The 13,526-nt window shown below is 60.0% G+C and carries 17 protein-coding genes; 7 read left to right on the top strand and 10 right to left on the bottom strand.

What is annotated here, in order from left to right; all coding sequences use genetic code 11:
- Positions 1-4: 4 nt before the first annotated feature.
- On the bottom strand, positions 5-268 hold the full coding sequence (locus NTD87_RS09935; RefSeq protein ID WP_262113596.1) for an accessory factor UbiK family protein: 264 nt from the start codon (positions 266-268) through the stop codon (positions 5-7).
- A gap of 414 nt (positions 269-682) precedes the next feature.
- Between NTD87_RS09935 and glnK the strand changes: the two genes are divergently transcribed.
- The 4 genes from glnK (at position 683) to sutA (ending at position 3,460) form a co-directional block, all read left to right on the top strand.
- On the top strand, positions 683-1,021 hold the full coding sequence (glnK, locus tag NTD87_RS09930) for a P-II family nitrogen regulator (RefSeq protein ID WP_002555808.1): 339 nt from the start codon (positions 683-685) through the stop codon (positions 1,019-1,021).
- Positions 1,022-1,054: 33 nt separating this feature from the next.
- Positions 1,055-2,392 (top strand): ammonium transporter, encoded by a 1,338-nt coding sequence (locus NTD87_RS09925; protein WP_262113594.1) that lies wholly within the window; start codon positions 1,055-1,057, stop codon positions 2,390-2,392.
- Between the two features lie 213 nt (positions 2,393-2,605).
- Positions 2,606-3,031, top strand: a complete 426-nt coding sequence (locus NTD87_RS09920; protein ID WP_262113593.1) for a secondary thiamine-phosphate synthase enzyme YjbQ — start codon at positions 2,606-2,608, stop codon at positions 3,029-3,031.
- A 102-nt stretch (positions 3,032-3,133) separates the two neighbouring features.
- A complete protein-coding gene (sutA, locus tag NTD87_RS09915; RefSeq protein WP_019694242.1) occupies positions 3,134-3,460 on the top strand; it encodes a transcriptional regulator SutA in 327 nt (108 codons plus the stop codon).
- Positions 3,461-3,660: 200 nt separating this feature from the next.
- Here the strand turns inward: sutA and NTD87_RS09910 are convergent, their stop codons facing one another.
- Genes NTD87_RS09910 through lptM form a run of 6 tightly spaced genes read right to left on the bottom strand, consistent with a single transcriptional unit; the run spans position 3,661 to position 8,261 of the window.
- Positions 3,661-4,365 (bottom strand): HAD family hydrolase, encoded by a 705-nt coding sequence (locus NTD87_RS09910; RefSeq protein WP_262113591.1) that lies wholly within the window; start codon positions 4,363-4,365, stop codon positions 3,661-3,663.
- A complete protein-coding gene (xerC, locus tag NTD87_RS09905; protein WP_262113590.1) occupies positions 4,362-5,261 on the bottom strand; it encodes a tyrosine recombinase XerC in 900 nt (299 codons plus the stop codon). Before xerC ends, NTD87_RS09910 begins: the two co-directional genes overlap by 4 nt.
- Positions 5,262-5,263: 2 nt before the next feature.
- Positions 5,264-5,989, bottom strand: a complete 726-nt coding sequence (locus NTD87_RS09900; protein WP_262113589.1) for a DUF484 family protein — start codon at positions 5,987-5,989, stop codon at positions 5,264-5,266.
- Positions 5,990-6,002: 13 nt separating this feature from the next.
- The gene (dapF, locus tag NTD87_RS09895) at positions 6,003-6,833 is read right to left on the bottom strand and encodes a diaminopimelate epimerase (protein WP_262113588.1); all 831 of its coding nucleotides are present in this window, start codon (positions 6,831-6,833) and stop codon (positions 6,003-6,005) included.
- Between the two features lie 3 nt (positions 6,834-6,836).
- Positions 6,837-8,084 carry a diaminopimelate decarboxylase gene (lysA, locus tag NTD87_RS09890; RefSeq protein WP_262113587.1) on the bottom strand — a complete coding sequence of 416 codons (1,248 nt, stop codon included), beginning with the start codon at positions 8,082-8,084 and terminating at the stop codon, positions 6,837-6,839.
- A 9-nt stretch (positions 8,085-8,093) separates the two neighbouring features.
- Positions 8,094-8,261: an LPS translocon maturation chaperone LptM gene (lptM, locus tag NTD87_RS09885; RefSeq protein ID WP_262113585.1), complete on the bottom strand. Its 168-nt coding sequence runs from the start codon at positions 8,259-8,261 to the stop codon at positions 8,094-8,096.
- 234 nt (positions 8,262-8,495) lie between these two features.
- Between lptM and cyaY the strand changes: the two genes are divergently transcribed.
- From cyaY to rnk, 3 genes are all read left to right on the top strand, one after another.
- Entirely contained in the window at positions 8,496-8,828 is a 333-nt protein-coding gene (cyaY, locus tag NTD87_RS09880) for an iron donor protein CyaY (RefSeq protein ID WP_262113582.1), read from the top strand.
- A 4-nt stretch (positions 8,829-8,832) separates the two neighbouring features.
- A complete protein-coding gene (locus NTD87_RS09875) occupies positions 8,833-9,051 on the top strand; it encodes a DUF1289 domain-containing protein (RefSeq protein ID WP_262113580.1) in 219 nt (72 codons plus the stop codon).
- A 274-nt stretch (positions 9,052-9,325) separates the two neighbouring features.
- Positions 9,326-9,736 (top strand): nucleoside diphosphate kinase regulator, encoded by a 411-nt coding sequence (rnk, locus tag NTD87_RS09870; protein WP_262113579.1) that lies wholly within the window; start codon positions 9,326-9,328, stop codon positions 9,734-9,736.
- A gap of 13 nt (positions 9,737-9,749) precedes the next feature.
- Here rnk and NTD87_RS09865 read toward each other — a convergent pair whose 3' ends face one another.
- The 3 genes from NTD87_RS09865 to NTD87_RS09855 form a co-directional block, all read right to left on the bottom strand.
- Entirely contained in the window at positions 9,750-12,599 is a 2,850-nt protein-coding gene (locus NTD87_RS09865) for a class I adenylate cyclase (RefSeq protein ID WP_262113578.1), read from the bottom strand.
- Positions 12,600-12,783: 184 nt separating this feature from the next.
- Positions 12,784-13,029, bottom strand: coding sequence for a TIGR02647 family protein (locus tag NTD87_RS09860; protein ID WP_071552824.1), 246 nt, complete (start codon positions 13,027-13,029; stop codon positions 12,784-12,786).
- A gap of 185 nt (positions 13,030-13,214) precedes the next feature.
- Complete coding sequence (locus NTD87_RS09855; protein ID WP_262113577.1) at positions 13,215-13,514, bottom strand: hypothetical protein; 300 nt, start codon at positions 13,512-13,514, stop codon at positions 13,215-13,217.
- Positions 13,515-13,526 lie beyond the last annotated feature (12 nt).

The following is a 13,526-nucleotide window of genomic DNA, read 5'->3' as shown; positions in this document are numbered from 1 at the left end:
AGGGTTACTCGACGGTCGGTGGATTCAACCTGGCTTCCAGCTCCGCCACTTTCGCCTCAAGACTCTCCAACCGTGCCCGGGTGCGTGCCAGGACGACCATCTGGCTGTCGAATTCTTCCCGGCTCACCAGATCAAGCTTGCTGAAGCCGCTTTGCAGCAGGGCTTTGAACTGGCTTTCGATTTCGCTTTTTGGCAGCGGGGTTTCGCCGCTGAACAGGCGGGAGGCGTGGCCGCTCAGGGCGTCGAGGAGGTCTTTGGGCGCGAGCATGGTGGAGGTCCTTAAACTGATGGCCGGCAGTGTATCACGCAGTGTCTATAGTCATTTGCGCTGGCACGGATGCACGCTTTTCGCGCATGTTGCCGGGCGTTGTCGCACTGTTGTTGTGCGTATCGGTGATGGCGATTGGGTATTAGCGCCCGCTGTATCGACCAAGTGATTGAAATCAGTGGTTTTTCACGAGATGGCAAGCTTTCTGCTTAGTCCCTTGTGACCCATGCACTGATGCAGTCGCTGTGACGAATGCAGTGTGGCAGGCGGAGCGGGGAGTTTCGTCAGAAGCGGTTAGCTGGCGTCAGTCGGGCGAGTAGGGCCGACGATGCGTTACAAAGCCAGGCACTGCGCTTAGACTTGAGTCGGGTTTGTTTTCCTGGGGCAAGTCCACCAATTCGGGAGAGAGTTTTCATGAAGCTAGTCACTGCCATCATCAAGCCGTTCAAACTGGACGATGTACGCGAGTCGTTGTCGGAGATCGGCGTGCAGGGCATTACCGTTACTGAGGTCAAAGGCTTCGGTCGGCAGAAGGGTCACACCGAGCTGTATCGCGGTGCGGAGTACGTGGTCGATTTCCTGCCCAAGGTGAAGATTGATGTCGCCATTGACGACAAGGATCTTGACCGGGTTATCGAGGCGATAACCAAGGCCGCCAACACCGGCAAGATTGGTGACGGCAAGATCTTCGTGGTCAATCTGGAACAGGCTATTCGCATCCGTACCGGCGAAACCGATACCGACGCAATCTAAGCCACCAAACCCAACGCCCCAGGAGAAAACAATATGACTCTGCGTAAATTCGCAGGGCTAGGAGCCCTGTTGTCCATCGTAATGCCCAGCCTGGCCATGGCGGCAGACCCGGTGGCGCCTCCAGTCCTCAACTCCGGCGATACCGCCTGGATGTTGACCTCTACCGCCCTCGTGCTGTTCATGACGATTCCAGGCCTCGCGCTGTTCTATGGCGGCATGGTTCGTTCCAAAAACGTTCTTTCGTTGATGATGCAATGCTTCGCCATTACCGGCCTGGTCACCATCCTGTGGTTCCTTTATGGCTACAGCATGGCGTTTGACACGACCGGGATGGAAGCCAACGTCGTCAACCTCAATTCCTTTGTCGGCAGCTTCGCCAAGGCGTTCCTGGCCGGCATCACGCCCGCTAGTATTACCGGCCCTACGGCGCTGTTTCCCGAGGCAGTGTTCGTCACCTATCAGATGACCTTCGCGATCATCACCCCGGCGCTGATCGTCGGTGCCTTTGCCGAGCGGATGAAGTTCTCCGCGATGATGGTGTTCATGGGCGTCTGGTTCACCCTGGTTTACGCGCCGATCGCGCACATGGTCTGGAGCGGTCCGGGTTCGCTGTTGGGCGACTGGGGCGTGCTCGACTTCGCGGGCGGCACTGTGGTCCACATCAACGCCGGTGTCGCAGGTCTGGTGGCGTGCCTGGTACTGGGCAAGCGCAAAGGCTTCCCGACCACCCCGATGGCTCCGCACAACCTCGGTTACACCCTGATGGGCGCCGCGATGTTGTGGGTGGGTTGGTTCGGCTTCAACGCCGGTTCCGCCTCCGCCGCCAACGGCACTGCCGGTATGGCCATGCTGGTGACTCAGATCGCTACCGCCGCAGCGGCCCTGGGCTGGATGTTCGCCGAGTGGCTGACCCACGGCAAACCTAGCGCACTGGGTATCGCTTCGGGCGTGGTCGCAGGTCTGGTGGCGATTACTCCGGCTGCGGGCACCGTTGGCCCGATGGGCTCGCTGATCATCGGTCTGGCAGCGGGCGTGGTGTGCTTCTTCTGCGCCACCACCCTGAAACGCAAACTGGGTTACGACGACTCCCTCGACGCCTTCGGCGTACACGGTATCGGCGGTATCCTCGGCGCGATCCTCACCGGTGTATTCGCGGCTCCGTCACTGGGTGGCTTCGGCACCGTGACCGACATCGCGGCACAAGTCTGGATTCAGTGCAAAGGCGTGGGTTTCACGGTGATCTACACCGCGATCGCCACCTTCATCATTCTCAAGGTGATCGACGCCGTCATGGGGCTGCGCATTACCGAGGAAGAAGAGTCGGTGGGCATCGATCTGGCACTTCACAACGAGCGCGGCTACAACATGTAAGCAAGCGCATAAAAATTTGCCCGGCTTGCCGGGCATTTTTTTGTCTGGATTTTGTCTCTGGAAGTACGGCTGAAAGGTTTTTTCGTACACGTTTAGTGGTGTTTGTGGCGAGCGTTTTTCTGCGGCCAATGGCTTACATGATTGAAGGAATATTAGGGTCTTTGTTTTTTCCCAGAGCGCGCTAGAATGCGCCCCGAACGTGCGGAGAACTGTATGTGGCAACAGACTCTGATAACCCTGCGGGCACGGCCCCGGGGTTTTCATCTGGTAACGGACGAGTTACTCGCTGGCCTGCCTGAAATCAAGGCATGTCGGGTCGGTCTGTTGCATCTGTGGCTGCAGCATACCTCGGCGTCGTTGACCATCAACGAGAACGCCGATCCGGCGGTACGTCGCGACTTCGAACGGTTTTTCAATCGGCTGATCCCACAAGGAGCGGCCGGCTATGAGCATAACGACGAAGGCCTGGACGACCTCCCGGCGCACTTCAAGGCCAGTTTGCTAGGCTGTCAGTTGAGTTTGCCGATAATGGCGGGCCGATTGGCGTTAGGTAGCTGGCAAGGTGTTTATCTGGGTGAGCATCGCGATCATGGCGGTGCTCGCAAAGTCCTCGCCACCGTGCACGGTGAAGAGGCATAAACCGCTGGTTACCAGTGGATGTTGATTTTTTTCCGGCGGTCGTCGACAGACGACGAAGCTGGGCTATAACTAATCTGCTTTTCGCAAGTCATGAGGTAGAACATGAGCGACGATGATCTGGAAAACGACGACCTCGAAGTAGGCGACGAAGACGAGACCGAAGAAGGTCTTGAAGCAGCGGCGGAAGACGTTGCTGACGACGATGGCGGTGATGACACACCGGTCCCGACCGCCAAAGGCAAGGCCAAGGCTGCGGTGTCGGTAGACGAGCTGCCAAGTGTCGAAGCCAAGAACAAGGAGCGCGATGCTCTGGCACGCGCGATGGAAGAGTTCCTTGCCAAAGGTGGCAAGGTTCAGGAAGTCGAGGCCAACGTGGTGGCTGATCCGCCAAAGAAGCCTGATAACAAGTACGGCAGCCGGCCTATCTAAGCGCCTGCTACGTGCTTGCTGAAAAAGCCCGCCGTCGCTGCGGGCTTTTTCATGGGTGAAGCAAAACTCGTGGGTTAGGCACAATCCCCTGTGGGAGCGAGCCTGCTCGCGATAGCTGTGGGTCAGCCGACATCAATTTTGAATGTGACGGCCTCATCGCGAGCAGGCTCGCTCCCACAGGGGCGGTGGTTTTTTCAGGGTCAGTGTTGGGTGTTCCACCGCGCCAACAACGCCGGCAATTCGGTCAAGCTACGAATCTCGGCATCTGGCGCCTGGTCGGCCTCCCACGCCTTGCCCGCCGGGTTGAACCAGATTGCCCGCAATCCCGCCTGCTGCGCACCGGCAATGTCATCGCCCGGATGATCGCCGATATGCACTGCAGTTTCTGCGGTCGCGCCGCCGCGTTTCAGGGCTTCGTGGAACAGTCGGGCATCGGGTTTGGCGATGCCGATATCCTCTGCGCACAAGATGAACTTGAAGTAATCCGCCAGCCCCAGCCGCCGCACATCCGCGTTGCCGTTGGTGACCACACCCAAGGCGTAGTGATTGGCCAGAATCTCCAGCGTCGGCTGTACCTCGGGGAAGATCTCCAACTGATGCCGTGCATGCAAAAACACTTCGAAGCCTTGATCGGCTAATTCGCAGGCCTGCTCATGGGCGTAGCCGGCTTCTTCCAGGGCGTGAAACAGCACTCGGCGACGCAGGGCGCTGATGCGGTGCTTGAGGTTTGGTTCGTGGCTCAATACCCGCTCACGAATGGTCCACAAATGATCTACCGGCAAGGTACCGAGGTTCGATGTGTGCTCGGCCAGCCACTGGCGCAGCACCGCTTCAGCGCTGACGATGACCGGCGCGGTGTCCCACAGGGTATCGTCGAGGTCGAAGGTGATCAGTTGGATTGTCATTGCTCATCGCCTTTAATGCGTTTGGCCCGTGGATGGGCGCTGTCGTAGACCGTGGCCAGGTGCTGGAAGTCCAGGTGGGTGTAGATCTGCGTGGTTTTGATGTCCGAGTGGCCGAGCAATTCCTGTACGGCGCGCAGGTCTTGCGAGGACTCCAGCAAGTGGCTGGCGAAGGAGTGTCGCAACATGTGCGGGTGCAGGTTTTGCCCCAGTTCGCGCTCACCGACGGCTTTGACCCGGGTCTGAACGGCCCGTGAGCCGAGGCGACGGCCTTTTTGGCTGACGAACACTGCATCGTCTACCGGGTTCGCCATTGCCCGCAGCGGCAGCCACAGCTCCAGGGCTTCGCGGGCCTTCTTGCCGACTGGCAGCACCCGGGTCTTGCTGCCCTTGCCGAGCACTTGCACCAGGCCGTCCGCGAGGTCCAGCTGTTCGAGGTTGAGCCCAGTCAGCTCCGACAGGCGCAAACCGGACGAGTAGAACAGTTCAAGAATCGCCTGATCGCGGCGGGCCATGAAGTCGTCTTCAACAGCGCCATCGAGCAGTTGCAGCGCACGGTCGGTGTCGAGGGTTTTCGGCAGGCGGCGTTCACCCTTGGGGGGCGCGAGGCCGTTGGCCGGGTCGTGGTCGCAGAGGCCTTCGCGGTTCAGGTAGTTGTAGAGCCCGCGTACCGCCGAGAGCAGTCGCGCCAGGCTACGCGAGGATTGTCCTTGCGAGTGCAAACGGGCGATCACGCTGCGCAGGCGCTGGATGTCCAGCGCGGTCCAGCTGCTGATGTTCTGTTTTTTGCAGTGCGCCAGGACCTTGTTCAGGTCGCGACGGTAGGCTTGCAGCGTGTGAGGCGACACCTGGCGCTCACTGCGCAGGTGCTCGCAGTAGGCGTCCAGTTGTCGTTCCATGGTCAGCGTACCGAGCGTAGGGAAGTGTTGACCCGTGGCAACACGCGACCCATGACTTCAGCGATGTAGCTGAGGAACAACGTGCCTACCGAGCTTTTGTAATGCTGCGGATCGCGACTGGCGATGGCCAGGACGCCGTGCAGGCCTTGATGACTGATGGTGACCACGGCCGTGGAGCCGATCTGCTTGCGCTGTTCTTCGCCAAACAGGAAGTCCAGTTCGTGTTCGCGCAGGCTGCCACTGACGCTTTTGCCTTCCGACAACAAACCGCCGATTGCCTTTTGCGCTTCGCCACCGGTTACCCAGCGGCCGACCGGCAGGGGTTCGTCGCTGAACAGGATCAGGCTGACAAAGGGCACCTGGAAGTCCTGGCGCAGGCTGTCTTCGACGCTGATGACCACGTCGTCCAGGCTGCTGGCGTCCATCAACGCGAGCGTCAGTCGGCGGGTTTTGTCGAACAGCCGATCGTTGTCGCGGGCGACATCCATCAGTTGCGAGAGACGATGGCGCATCTCGATGTTGCGTTCGCGCAGGATTTTCATCTGGCGTTCGACCAGCGAGATGGTATCGCCGCGCTGGTGCGGAATGCGCAGCGCGGGGAGCAGTTCTTCGTGCTCGACGAAGAAATCCGGATGAGCCTCCAGGTACGCGGCAATCGCCGCCGCCTCCAGGCTTTCGGAAGGGGATTCGTCGGGCTGTGGGGCTGGAACCTGAGGCTGATCAGTCATGTATTTCGCTCACTCAAAGACGCACTTGTCCTTCGTATACGCGCATTGCCGGACCGGTCATCATCACCGGTTGGCCAGGGCCTGCCCACTCAATGGACAAGCGCCCGCCAGGCAGGTCGATCAATAGCGGCGAATCCATCCACCCCTGGCTGATCGCGGCCACTGCGGCGGCGCAGGCGCCGGTCCCGCAGGCCTGGGTTTCCCCGGCGCCGCGTTCCCAGACGCGCAACTGCGCACGACTGCGGTCGATGACCTGGAGAAAACCGACATTGACCCGTGCCGGGAAGCGCGGGTGATGTTCGATTTTCGGTCCCAGCTCATGCACCGGCGCGTTATTGATGTCACTCACGCGCAACACCGCATGGGGGTTGCCCATGGAAACTGCGGCCAGCTCGACAGTCTGACCGTCGACTTCGACCTGATAACTCAAGGCCTGAGCGGGCGCCTGAAACGGAATATCAGCCGGCACCAGGCGCGGCGCGCCCATGTTGACACTGATCTGGCCGTCGCTGCGGACATCCAGTTCAATAATGCCGCTTTTGGTCTCGACGCGAATCTGCCGCTTGGCGGTCAGGCGCTTGTCCAGAACAAAGCGCGCGAAGCAGCGCGCACCGTTGCCGCATTGCTCCACTTCGGAACCGTCGGCGTTGAAGATCCGGTAACGGAAATCCACATCCGGGTTGCTCGGCGCTTCGACGATCAGCAACTGGTCGAAACCGATACCAGTGTGTCGGTCGCCCCATTGCTTTGCGTGCTTGGGCAGAATGTGCGCGTGCTGGCTGACCAGGTCGAGGACCATGAAGTCGTTGCCCAGGCCGTGCATCTTGGTAAAACGCAGCAGCATGGTTTACTCCGGCAGCAGGCTTTCGCCAGCAAACAACTCGGCAACCGTCTCGCGGCGACGCACTTCAAATGCCTGATCACCGTCCACCAGCACTTCAGCGGCGCGGCCGCGAGTGTTGTAGTTGGAGCTCATGACAAACCCGTAGGCACCGGCCGAATGCACGGCCAGCAAGTCGCCTTCTTCCAGTGCGAGTTGACGATCCTTGGCGAGGAAGTCGCCGGTTTCGCAGATCGGCCCGACGATGTCATAGGCGCGTGCTGGAGTTGTACGCGGGCGCACGGCCGTGACGTCCATCCAGGCCTGATACAGCGCCGGGCGGATCAGGTCGTTCATGGCGGCGTCGACGATGGCGAAGTCCTTGTGTTCGGTGTGCTTGAGGTACTCGACCTGAGTCAGCAACACGCCGGCGTTGGCGACGATGAAGCGGCCCGGTTCGAACACCAGCGTCAGATCGCGACCATCGATGCGCTCGCGCACGGCTTTGATGTAGTCGGCAGCCAATGGCGGCTCTTCATCGCGATAACGCACGCCCAAACCACCACCAAGGTCGATGTGGCGCAGGTAGATCCCGCAATCGCTCAGGCGGTCGATCAGCGCCAGCAGGCGGTCGAGGGCATCAATGAACGGGGGCAGGGTGGTCAGTTGCGAACCGATGTGGCAGTCAACGCCGACCACGTCCAGGTTCGGCAGTTGGGCGGCACGGATGTACACGTCTTCGGCGTCGGCAATGGCGATGCCGAACTTGTTTTCTTTAAGACCGGTAGAAATGTACGGGTGAGTGCCGGCATCGACGTCCGGGTTGACCCGCAGAGAGATCGGCGCGCGAACACCGAGTTCGGCGGCGACGATTTGCAGGCGTTCGAGTTCGTCGGTGGATTCGACGTTGAAGCAGTGCACGCCGACTTCCAGGGCGCGACGCATGTCGTCACGGGTCTTGCCGACGCCGGAGAAAACGATTTTGTCGGCCGCACCGCCAGCGGCCAGAACGCGTTCCAGCTCGCCACGGGAAACGATGTCAAAACCAGCGCCCAAACGCGCCAGGACACTCAGTACACCCAGGTTGGAGTTGGCCTTGACCGCAAAGCAGACCAGGTGCGGCGTGCCGGCCAGGGCATCGGCGAACGCCAGGTACTGGGCTTCGATGTGTGCGCGCGAGTAGACGTAGGTCGGTGTGCCGAACCGTTCGGCGATGGCGGACAGGGCAACACCTTCCGCGAACAGCTCACCGTCACGGTAGTTAAAAGCGTCCATGATGTTCCCTTAGTAGGTGCTGTTGCTGTGTTGGTGCGCTTTGGACTGCGACGACTTCGCCTGTTCTTCAGGCGATTTGCTGTCATCGGGCAGATACAGCGGACCTTTTTGACCGCAGGCAGTGACAAGGCAGGCAACCGCGACGAGCGCAGCAAGGGAAGAGATCAGGCGCTTCATGGCGAAATCCTTGAAAATGCGTTAATTGCGCCGGAGTATACCGGCCACCCGGCAGCTTGCCTATGCGACGGACCACCCGTCCGGCGGGCCTTTGCCTGCGGCAGGTAGTCAAGCGGCGCGAGGCGCGCGGATATTTCCCACCCTGGTGCCTGGTCGGTATCCTTTGCAATCGCTGGGGCTCGGCCGTATCTTGCGGCGCTTGAGCGTGAGTAGACACTTTTTGAGGTTCCTGCAATGAGTTTGACTGAAGCCCGTTTCCACGATCTGGTCGATGCCACCCAACAGACGCTGGAGGATATTTTCGATGAGAGTGGCCTGGATGTTGATCTGGAAAGCTCGGCCGGTGTACTCACCGTCAAGTTCGAGGGCGGTAGCCAGTTGATCTTCAGTCGTCAGGAGCCCTTGCGTCAGCTGTGGTTGGCGGCAGTGTCCGGCGGCTTCCACTTTGACTACGACGAAGAAAGCGAGCGCTGGATGTGTGACAAGAGCGAAGAGCAACTCGGCGAGATGCTTGAGCGTATTGTCGATGAGCAGGCTGGCGCCAAGCTTGACTTTGAAGGCCTGTGATCTTGTGACCGAGGCCGCTCCCGCCCGCCCGCCCAAGCCGCTGTACAGCAACGTCAGCCAGGCTGTGCCTTCGCCATGCACCAGCGTCTGTCGACTGGACGAGCAGAAAGTCTGTCTGGGCTGTTTTCGCCATGTCGAAGATATCCGCGAATGGCGCTCGGCCGACGACGAGCGCCGCCGGGTGATTTGCGCCCAGGCTCAACAGCGCAAGGCTCAGGTTTGACAACTCATTGTGGCGAGGGAGCTTGCTCCCGTTCGGCCGGTCCGCGTTCGGGCGAAGCAGTCGTAAAGTTTTTTGGGGCCGCTTCGCGTCCCAGCGGGAGCAAGCTCCCTCGCCACAGAGGCGCTCCTGTGGGGTCAGCACCTGCTGGCTTGTATATTTATTGAGCTGTGATAGTGTCCAGATACGCCTCAACTCATCGAGGCCCGTGAAAACCCCGCCTATTTCTGGCGGGGTTTTGCTTTTGTCGCGCAGAAAAAAGGAGTCTGCCTCAATCATGACCGCACCTTCCATCATCCTTACCCGCCTGGACGTGCAACGTCTGGAGCGTTTGATCGACAGCCTGGATGACTCGCTGCCAGGTGTTATTGCGCTGCAAACCGAACTGGATCGCGCCGATACACTGGTGGGTCACGATGAAGTGCCAGCCGATGTCGTGACCATGAACTCGCGTGTGCATTGCCGTGAAGAAAGCAGCGGCAAGGACTATCACCTGACCCTGGTTTATCCACAGGACGCCAATGCCGACGAAGGCAGGATTTCCATTCTTGCGCCGGTAGGCAGCGCATTGCTCGGCCTGAGAGTCGGCCAGCACATCGACTGGCCTGCACCGGGCGGCAAGACCTTGAAGCTGACATTGCTTGAGGTTGAATCGCAGCCAAAGAATGGCGGTGACTGCAAGTTCTGAATAGACCTTGGCCTCAGACCTGTTCGAGCGCCCTGTTCAATGCGCGCTCCAGGTCTGCCTTGTAGCGCAGGTAAAGATTGCTTGAACTCTGACCATCACCGAGCAGGCCGGACAGGTCCAGGTCGGTGATGTAGCAGCGATAGTGCTGTGCCTCGCGACGCTGCCCGACGATCTCCTGAGCGACCAGGGCAAATAGCTGGTCGCCGTGCTCCAATTCGGAAAATTCTCGCTGATTGCAATACAGGGTGACCTGTCCTTGCCCCGGTACGGCTTTGCCGACGATCGCCTGGACGTCGTAGTAGGGCTTGTTCACCGGTGTCTGTGGCGCTGGCCGTGGCTCGACCCGGCGCGCACGGTTGGAGCCCGATGGCAGCAATTGGTAGAACAGGGTTTCCAGCGCTGTCACCGGTTGGGCGGCGTCCATCGGCAGCAGTGCGTCACGGCGATACAGGATCGACTGCAGGAAGCGTTGCAGTGGCACCAGCAGGCTTTGTTCGTCGTGATATGGCTGGCGCTGTTGCCACAGGGCATTGAACTCATCCAGCACGTACAACTCGGCGTAAGCATCGTTGATGCGGTAGAACACCTGAATGCAGTCGGGTTGGCCCATCGGCAGGATCAGCGCCAGGTCGTGATCCTCCAGTGCCATCGGGTCCAGTTGCAGCGGACTGTAGCGGTTCAGGTCTTCGTTCAGGTAATCGAGCAGTGCCGGCAGGCTGGCCAGCGCGACATGCTTGACCTGGCCGGGCACCAGTTCCAACACGTGGTAATGCTGCTGGACCTGAATCAGATAGCGATGATTGAGCTGGCTGAGCAACAGGTTTTGCGCGGTATCGAGGACTTCTTCGACACGTTGGGCGATGAACTGCGCACGGTTATGGCAGAAGCAGCGCACTCGCAGCCGAGGTTGCTGCGGGCCGCTCGGTAGGTTGTTGAGGTAATCGCGCAGGCAGTCGAGCAGGGCGTGGGTGCCGTCGTAGCGGTTGACCAGCACTTCGTTCCAGCTGTTGAGCGTGACCTGGTCGAGGGTCAGCACCAGGTTCTCGCGCACCCCGGCGTAGCTCAGTGAGTCAGTGCGCTCGGTGGTCATCAGGATGTTCAGGTCGCGGTGGTGCTTGAGCGGGTCGACACCAACGTTCACCAGAATCAGCACTTCGCTCGGCACGCTGGGGCGCAGCAGTTGTTCTTCGCTGACACTGGTCAGGGGCAGGGCGATGGTCTGTTGCAGGCTGCCCAGCAGGTTGAACAGCTCGAACTCGCTCAGGTCGCTGCTGCCGGGGTGTAACGCCAGGCGAGTGCTGCTGTCGATCACGCCGTTGCGGTGGCACCAGGTCAGGAGCTCCAGCAGTTCGCGGCTACGCTTGATCGGCGCGAAATGCTCCCACTCCAGATTGCTCAAGTTGCCGTTGTACAAACCCCAGTAGGTCTGCCCTGGCTCTTTCTTGTTCGCTGACTGGACGAGGGTCAACGTGTCTTCGGCCAGGTCCGGCGCGATGCCGGGGTTGATGAACTCGATCTTGTCGGCCTTGCGTTCGAAGGCCGCGTACAGCCTGCGACCCAGTACGTTGAGGTCGCGCTTGTTGATCAGGCTGACGGTTTGTTCGGTGCGGGCGAACTGGGTCAGGAAGCGGTAGCTGTAGTTCAGCTCATTGACCAGCGCGCGGCGCTCGGAACTGACCTGGCGGACCTTCCATTGACTGCGGCTGTCGAGCATCGCCAATTGCCGATGATCCCAGCCCCACTCGTGAGCCAGCCGCTCCAGCAGCAGACGCTGCCAGCTTTTGTTGCGCTGGCCGCTGTTGCCGGTCAGCTTGCGATTGACCTTGAGGTACAAGGCGCGCCGAACCAGTTCCAGTCGTTCCGGCTCGCCGCGGGTCGTGAGGTACTCCTCGATGCGCCGGTAGACCACGATGTATGGGTCCAGCTCATCCAGATCGAGTCGGTTGGCGAACACGGCCTGCTTGAAGCGCAGGCTCAGGCACTCGACGTTCGGGTGTTCGCTGGCGTAGACCTCGGTAAGCAGCAGTTTGAGCACTGACTTGTAGGGTGACTCGATACCTTTGAACAACTGCCAGAGCCCGGCCCCGATGAACTCGCCGGGCGGAATGCGCGCCAGGTGGCCGAGATCGAGGGTTTCGTCAGCGCGGATAAAGCGTTTGGACAGCAGCGTATGAGTGTATTGATCGTAGCCGGCCTCTTTGTATACCGGTACCAGCCACCAGATTGGCGTGCGCCCGGCAAGCCAGATGGCCGTGCGATAGAACTCATCGAGCAGCAAATAATGCTGGGTGGTGCCGCAGTTGTCGGAGCTCAACTGGGTGTCGCGTTCGCCACGCACGAACCGTTGCGGGTCGATCAGAAAGAAATGCGCCTCGGCGCCCTGGCTAGCGGCCCAGACTTCCAGTAACTGGCATTTTTTACGCAGCTCGGCGAGTTCGTTTTCACTCAAGTCCGAAGCGTGGCAGACCCACACGTCCATGTCGCTCTGATCGGCCTGAGCGAGGGTGCCGAGGCTGCCCATCAGGAACAAGCCATGAATCGGCCGCGGCGGATTGCCGTGGCGGGGCTTGTAGGAGAAGGAGCGGGTCAGGCGTTGCGCTTCGGCGAGCGCCGTGGCGTCAGGCTCGAAATTCGACAGCCCGGCCGGCGTGCTGCCCGAGACGTAACCTGGCAATAGCGGGTGGTTGACGTGGAAGAACAGCGGCAGCAGGGTCAGAACCCCTTGCTGGCGGGGCGACAACCCTTCCATGGCTCGGGCCAGCCGGCCGTCATTGAGCTTCAGAAAGCGCGCGCGCAACTGGCTGAGAACCTTGCGATCGATTCCTTCGTCCAGATCGGGGCGAATTTCATGGGTGCGGGTCATGTCAGCTCAAACCGGCTCGCAATGCTCGAACGTGGGAAAGTCTCAGGGCGACGGGCAGTTTACAGCCTCATGCTCAGGACTTTTAAGCTGATTTTTGGTTTTTGGCGTCAAATTTCTATCGGCGGGCGACAGTCTGCCCGCGGAAATCCCGTAGCAGGGGTTTCCGTGGGCTGTATGGCAGCGGTTATGCGGTTTCTTCGACGGACAGAATGGTCAGCACGGTCTGCACATTTTGCGCTGCGTCACGGCCCAGGCTGGTCAGATAACCGCCATCGGGCTGGGTGATCAACTCTTTGTCGAACAGGCGTTGTGCGGCGGCAATGGCTTTCGGGGCAGCGGTCTGATGAATTTTCAAACCTTCCTGGGAACTGTCCAGGTTGAAGAGTGCAAGGATTTCCAGTTCGGCAACCAGCTCAGGGGTAAGCGACATAAGGACTCCAGACTTTCTAGGAATAGACGACAGCGCCCCTAAGGTGAACGCACTCGGGCGAGCTGTCCAGTGCTGGCTTAGAGCTTTTCGTCGCAGGTAGTAGAACGTGCCTGTAGGCGCAGCATGTGTGGCAAGGGAGCAAGCCCCCTTGCCACCAGAAGAGCTGCGCCCACGCGATAGGGGGGTTATTTCTTTTCTGGCGGCAACTCTGGCAGTGCGCGCAACGCGGTTTCATACCACTCGGTATTGAATGCACGGTCTTCTTCGAGGATGGCGTCGATTTCAACGGCCAGCACATGGGCCATCAATTGCAGGATTTCTTCACGCTCGTAACCGACCAGGGTCAGTTTGTTGAACGTTGCCTTGGCCGCTGGCGGGTTGTCGCTTTCGATCTGGTTCTCGATCGCTTCGATCAGGGTGGTTTCGGCGAACTCTTCTTCGTCGATATCGTCGTCTTTGTTGGTGCCGTGGATTGGCTCGCTCATGGCAGGCTCCTC

The sequence above is a fragment of the Pseudomonas sp. 6D_7.1_Bac1 genome, assembly GCF_025465945.1.
Lineage (GTDB): Bacteria > Pseudomonadota > Gammaproteobacteria > Pseudomonadales > Pseudomonadaceae > Aquipseudomonas.
This window is presented reverse-complemented; position numbering and strand designations above follow the sequence as displayed.

Coding starts and splice junctions, on each gene's coding strand:
- NTD87_RS09900 (WP_262113589.1), bottom strand. CDS start 5,989: ATGACTGATCAGCCTCAGGTTCCAGCCCCACAGCCCGACGAATCCCCT.
- glnK (WP_002555808.1), top strand. CDS start 683: ATGAAGCTAGTCACTGCCATCATCAAGCCGTTCAAACTGGACGATGTA.
- sutA (WP_019694242.1), top strand. CDS start 3,134: ATGAGCGACGATGATCTGGAAAACGACGACCTCGAAGTAGGCGACGAA.
- dapF (WP_262113588.1), bottom strand. CDS start 6,833: ATGCTGCTGCGTTTTACCAAGATGCACGGCCTGGGCAACGACTTCATG.
- NTD87_RS09855 (WP_262113577.1), bottom strand. CDS start 13,514: ATGAGCGAGCCAATCCACGGCACCAACAAAGACGACGATATCGACGAA.
- rnk (WP_262113579.1), top strand. CDS start 9,326: ATGACCGCACCTTCCATCATCCTTACCCGCCTGGACGTGCAACGTCTG.
- NTD87_RS09925 (WP_262113594.1), top strand. CDS start 1,055: ATGACTCTGCGTAAATTCGCAGGGCTAGGAGCCCTGTTGTCCATCGTA.
- NTD87_RS09865 (WP_262113578.1), bottom strand. CDS start 12,599: ATGACCCGCACCCATGAAATTCGCCCCGATCTGGACGAAGGAATCGAT.
- lysA (WP_262113587.1), bottom strand. CDS start 8,084: ATGGACGCTTTTAACTACCGTGACGGTGAGCTGTTCGCGGAAGGTGTT.
- NTD87_RS09860 (WP_071552824.1), bottom strand. CDS start 13,029: ATGTCGCTTACCCCTGAGCTGGTTGCCGAACTGGAAATCCTTGCACTC.
- xerC (WP_262113590.1), bottom strand. CDS start 5,261: ATGGAACGACAACTGGACGCCTACTGCGAGCACCTGCGCAGTGAGCGC.
- NTD87_RS09935 (WP_262113596.1), bottom strand. CDS start 268: ATGCTCGCGCCCAAAGACCTCCTCGACGCCCTGAGCGGCCACGCCTCC.
- NTD87_RS09910 (WP_262113591.1), bottom strand. CDS start 4,365: ATGACAATCCAACTGATCACCTTCGACCTCGACGATACCCTGTGGGAC.
- lptM (WP_262113585.1), bottom strand. CDS start 8,261: ATGAAGCGCCTGATCTCTTCCCTTGCTGCGCTCGTCGCGGTTGCCTGC.
- cyaY (WP_262113582.1), top strand. CDS start 8,496: ATGAGTTTGACTGAAGCCCGTTTCCACGATCTGGTCGATGCCACCCAA.
- NTD87_RS09920 (WP_262113593.1), top strand. CDS start 2,606: ATGTGGCAACAGACTCTGATAACCCTGCGGGCACGGCCCCGGGGTTTT.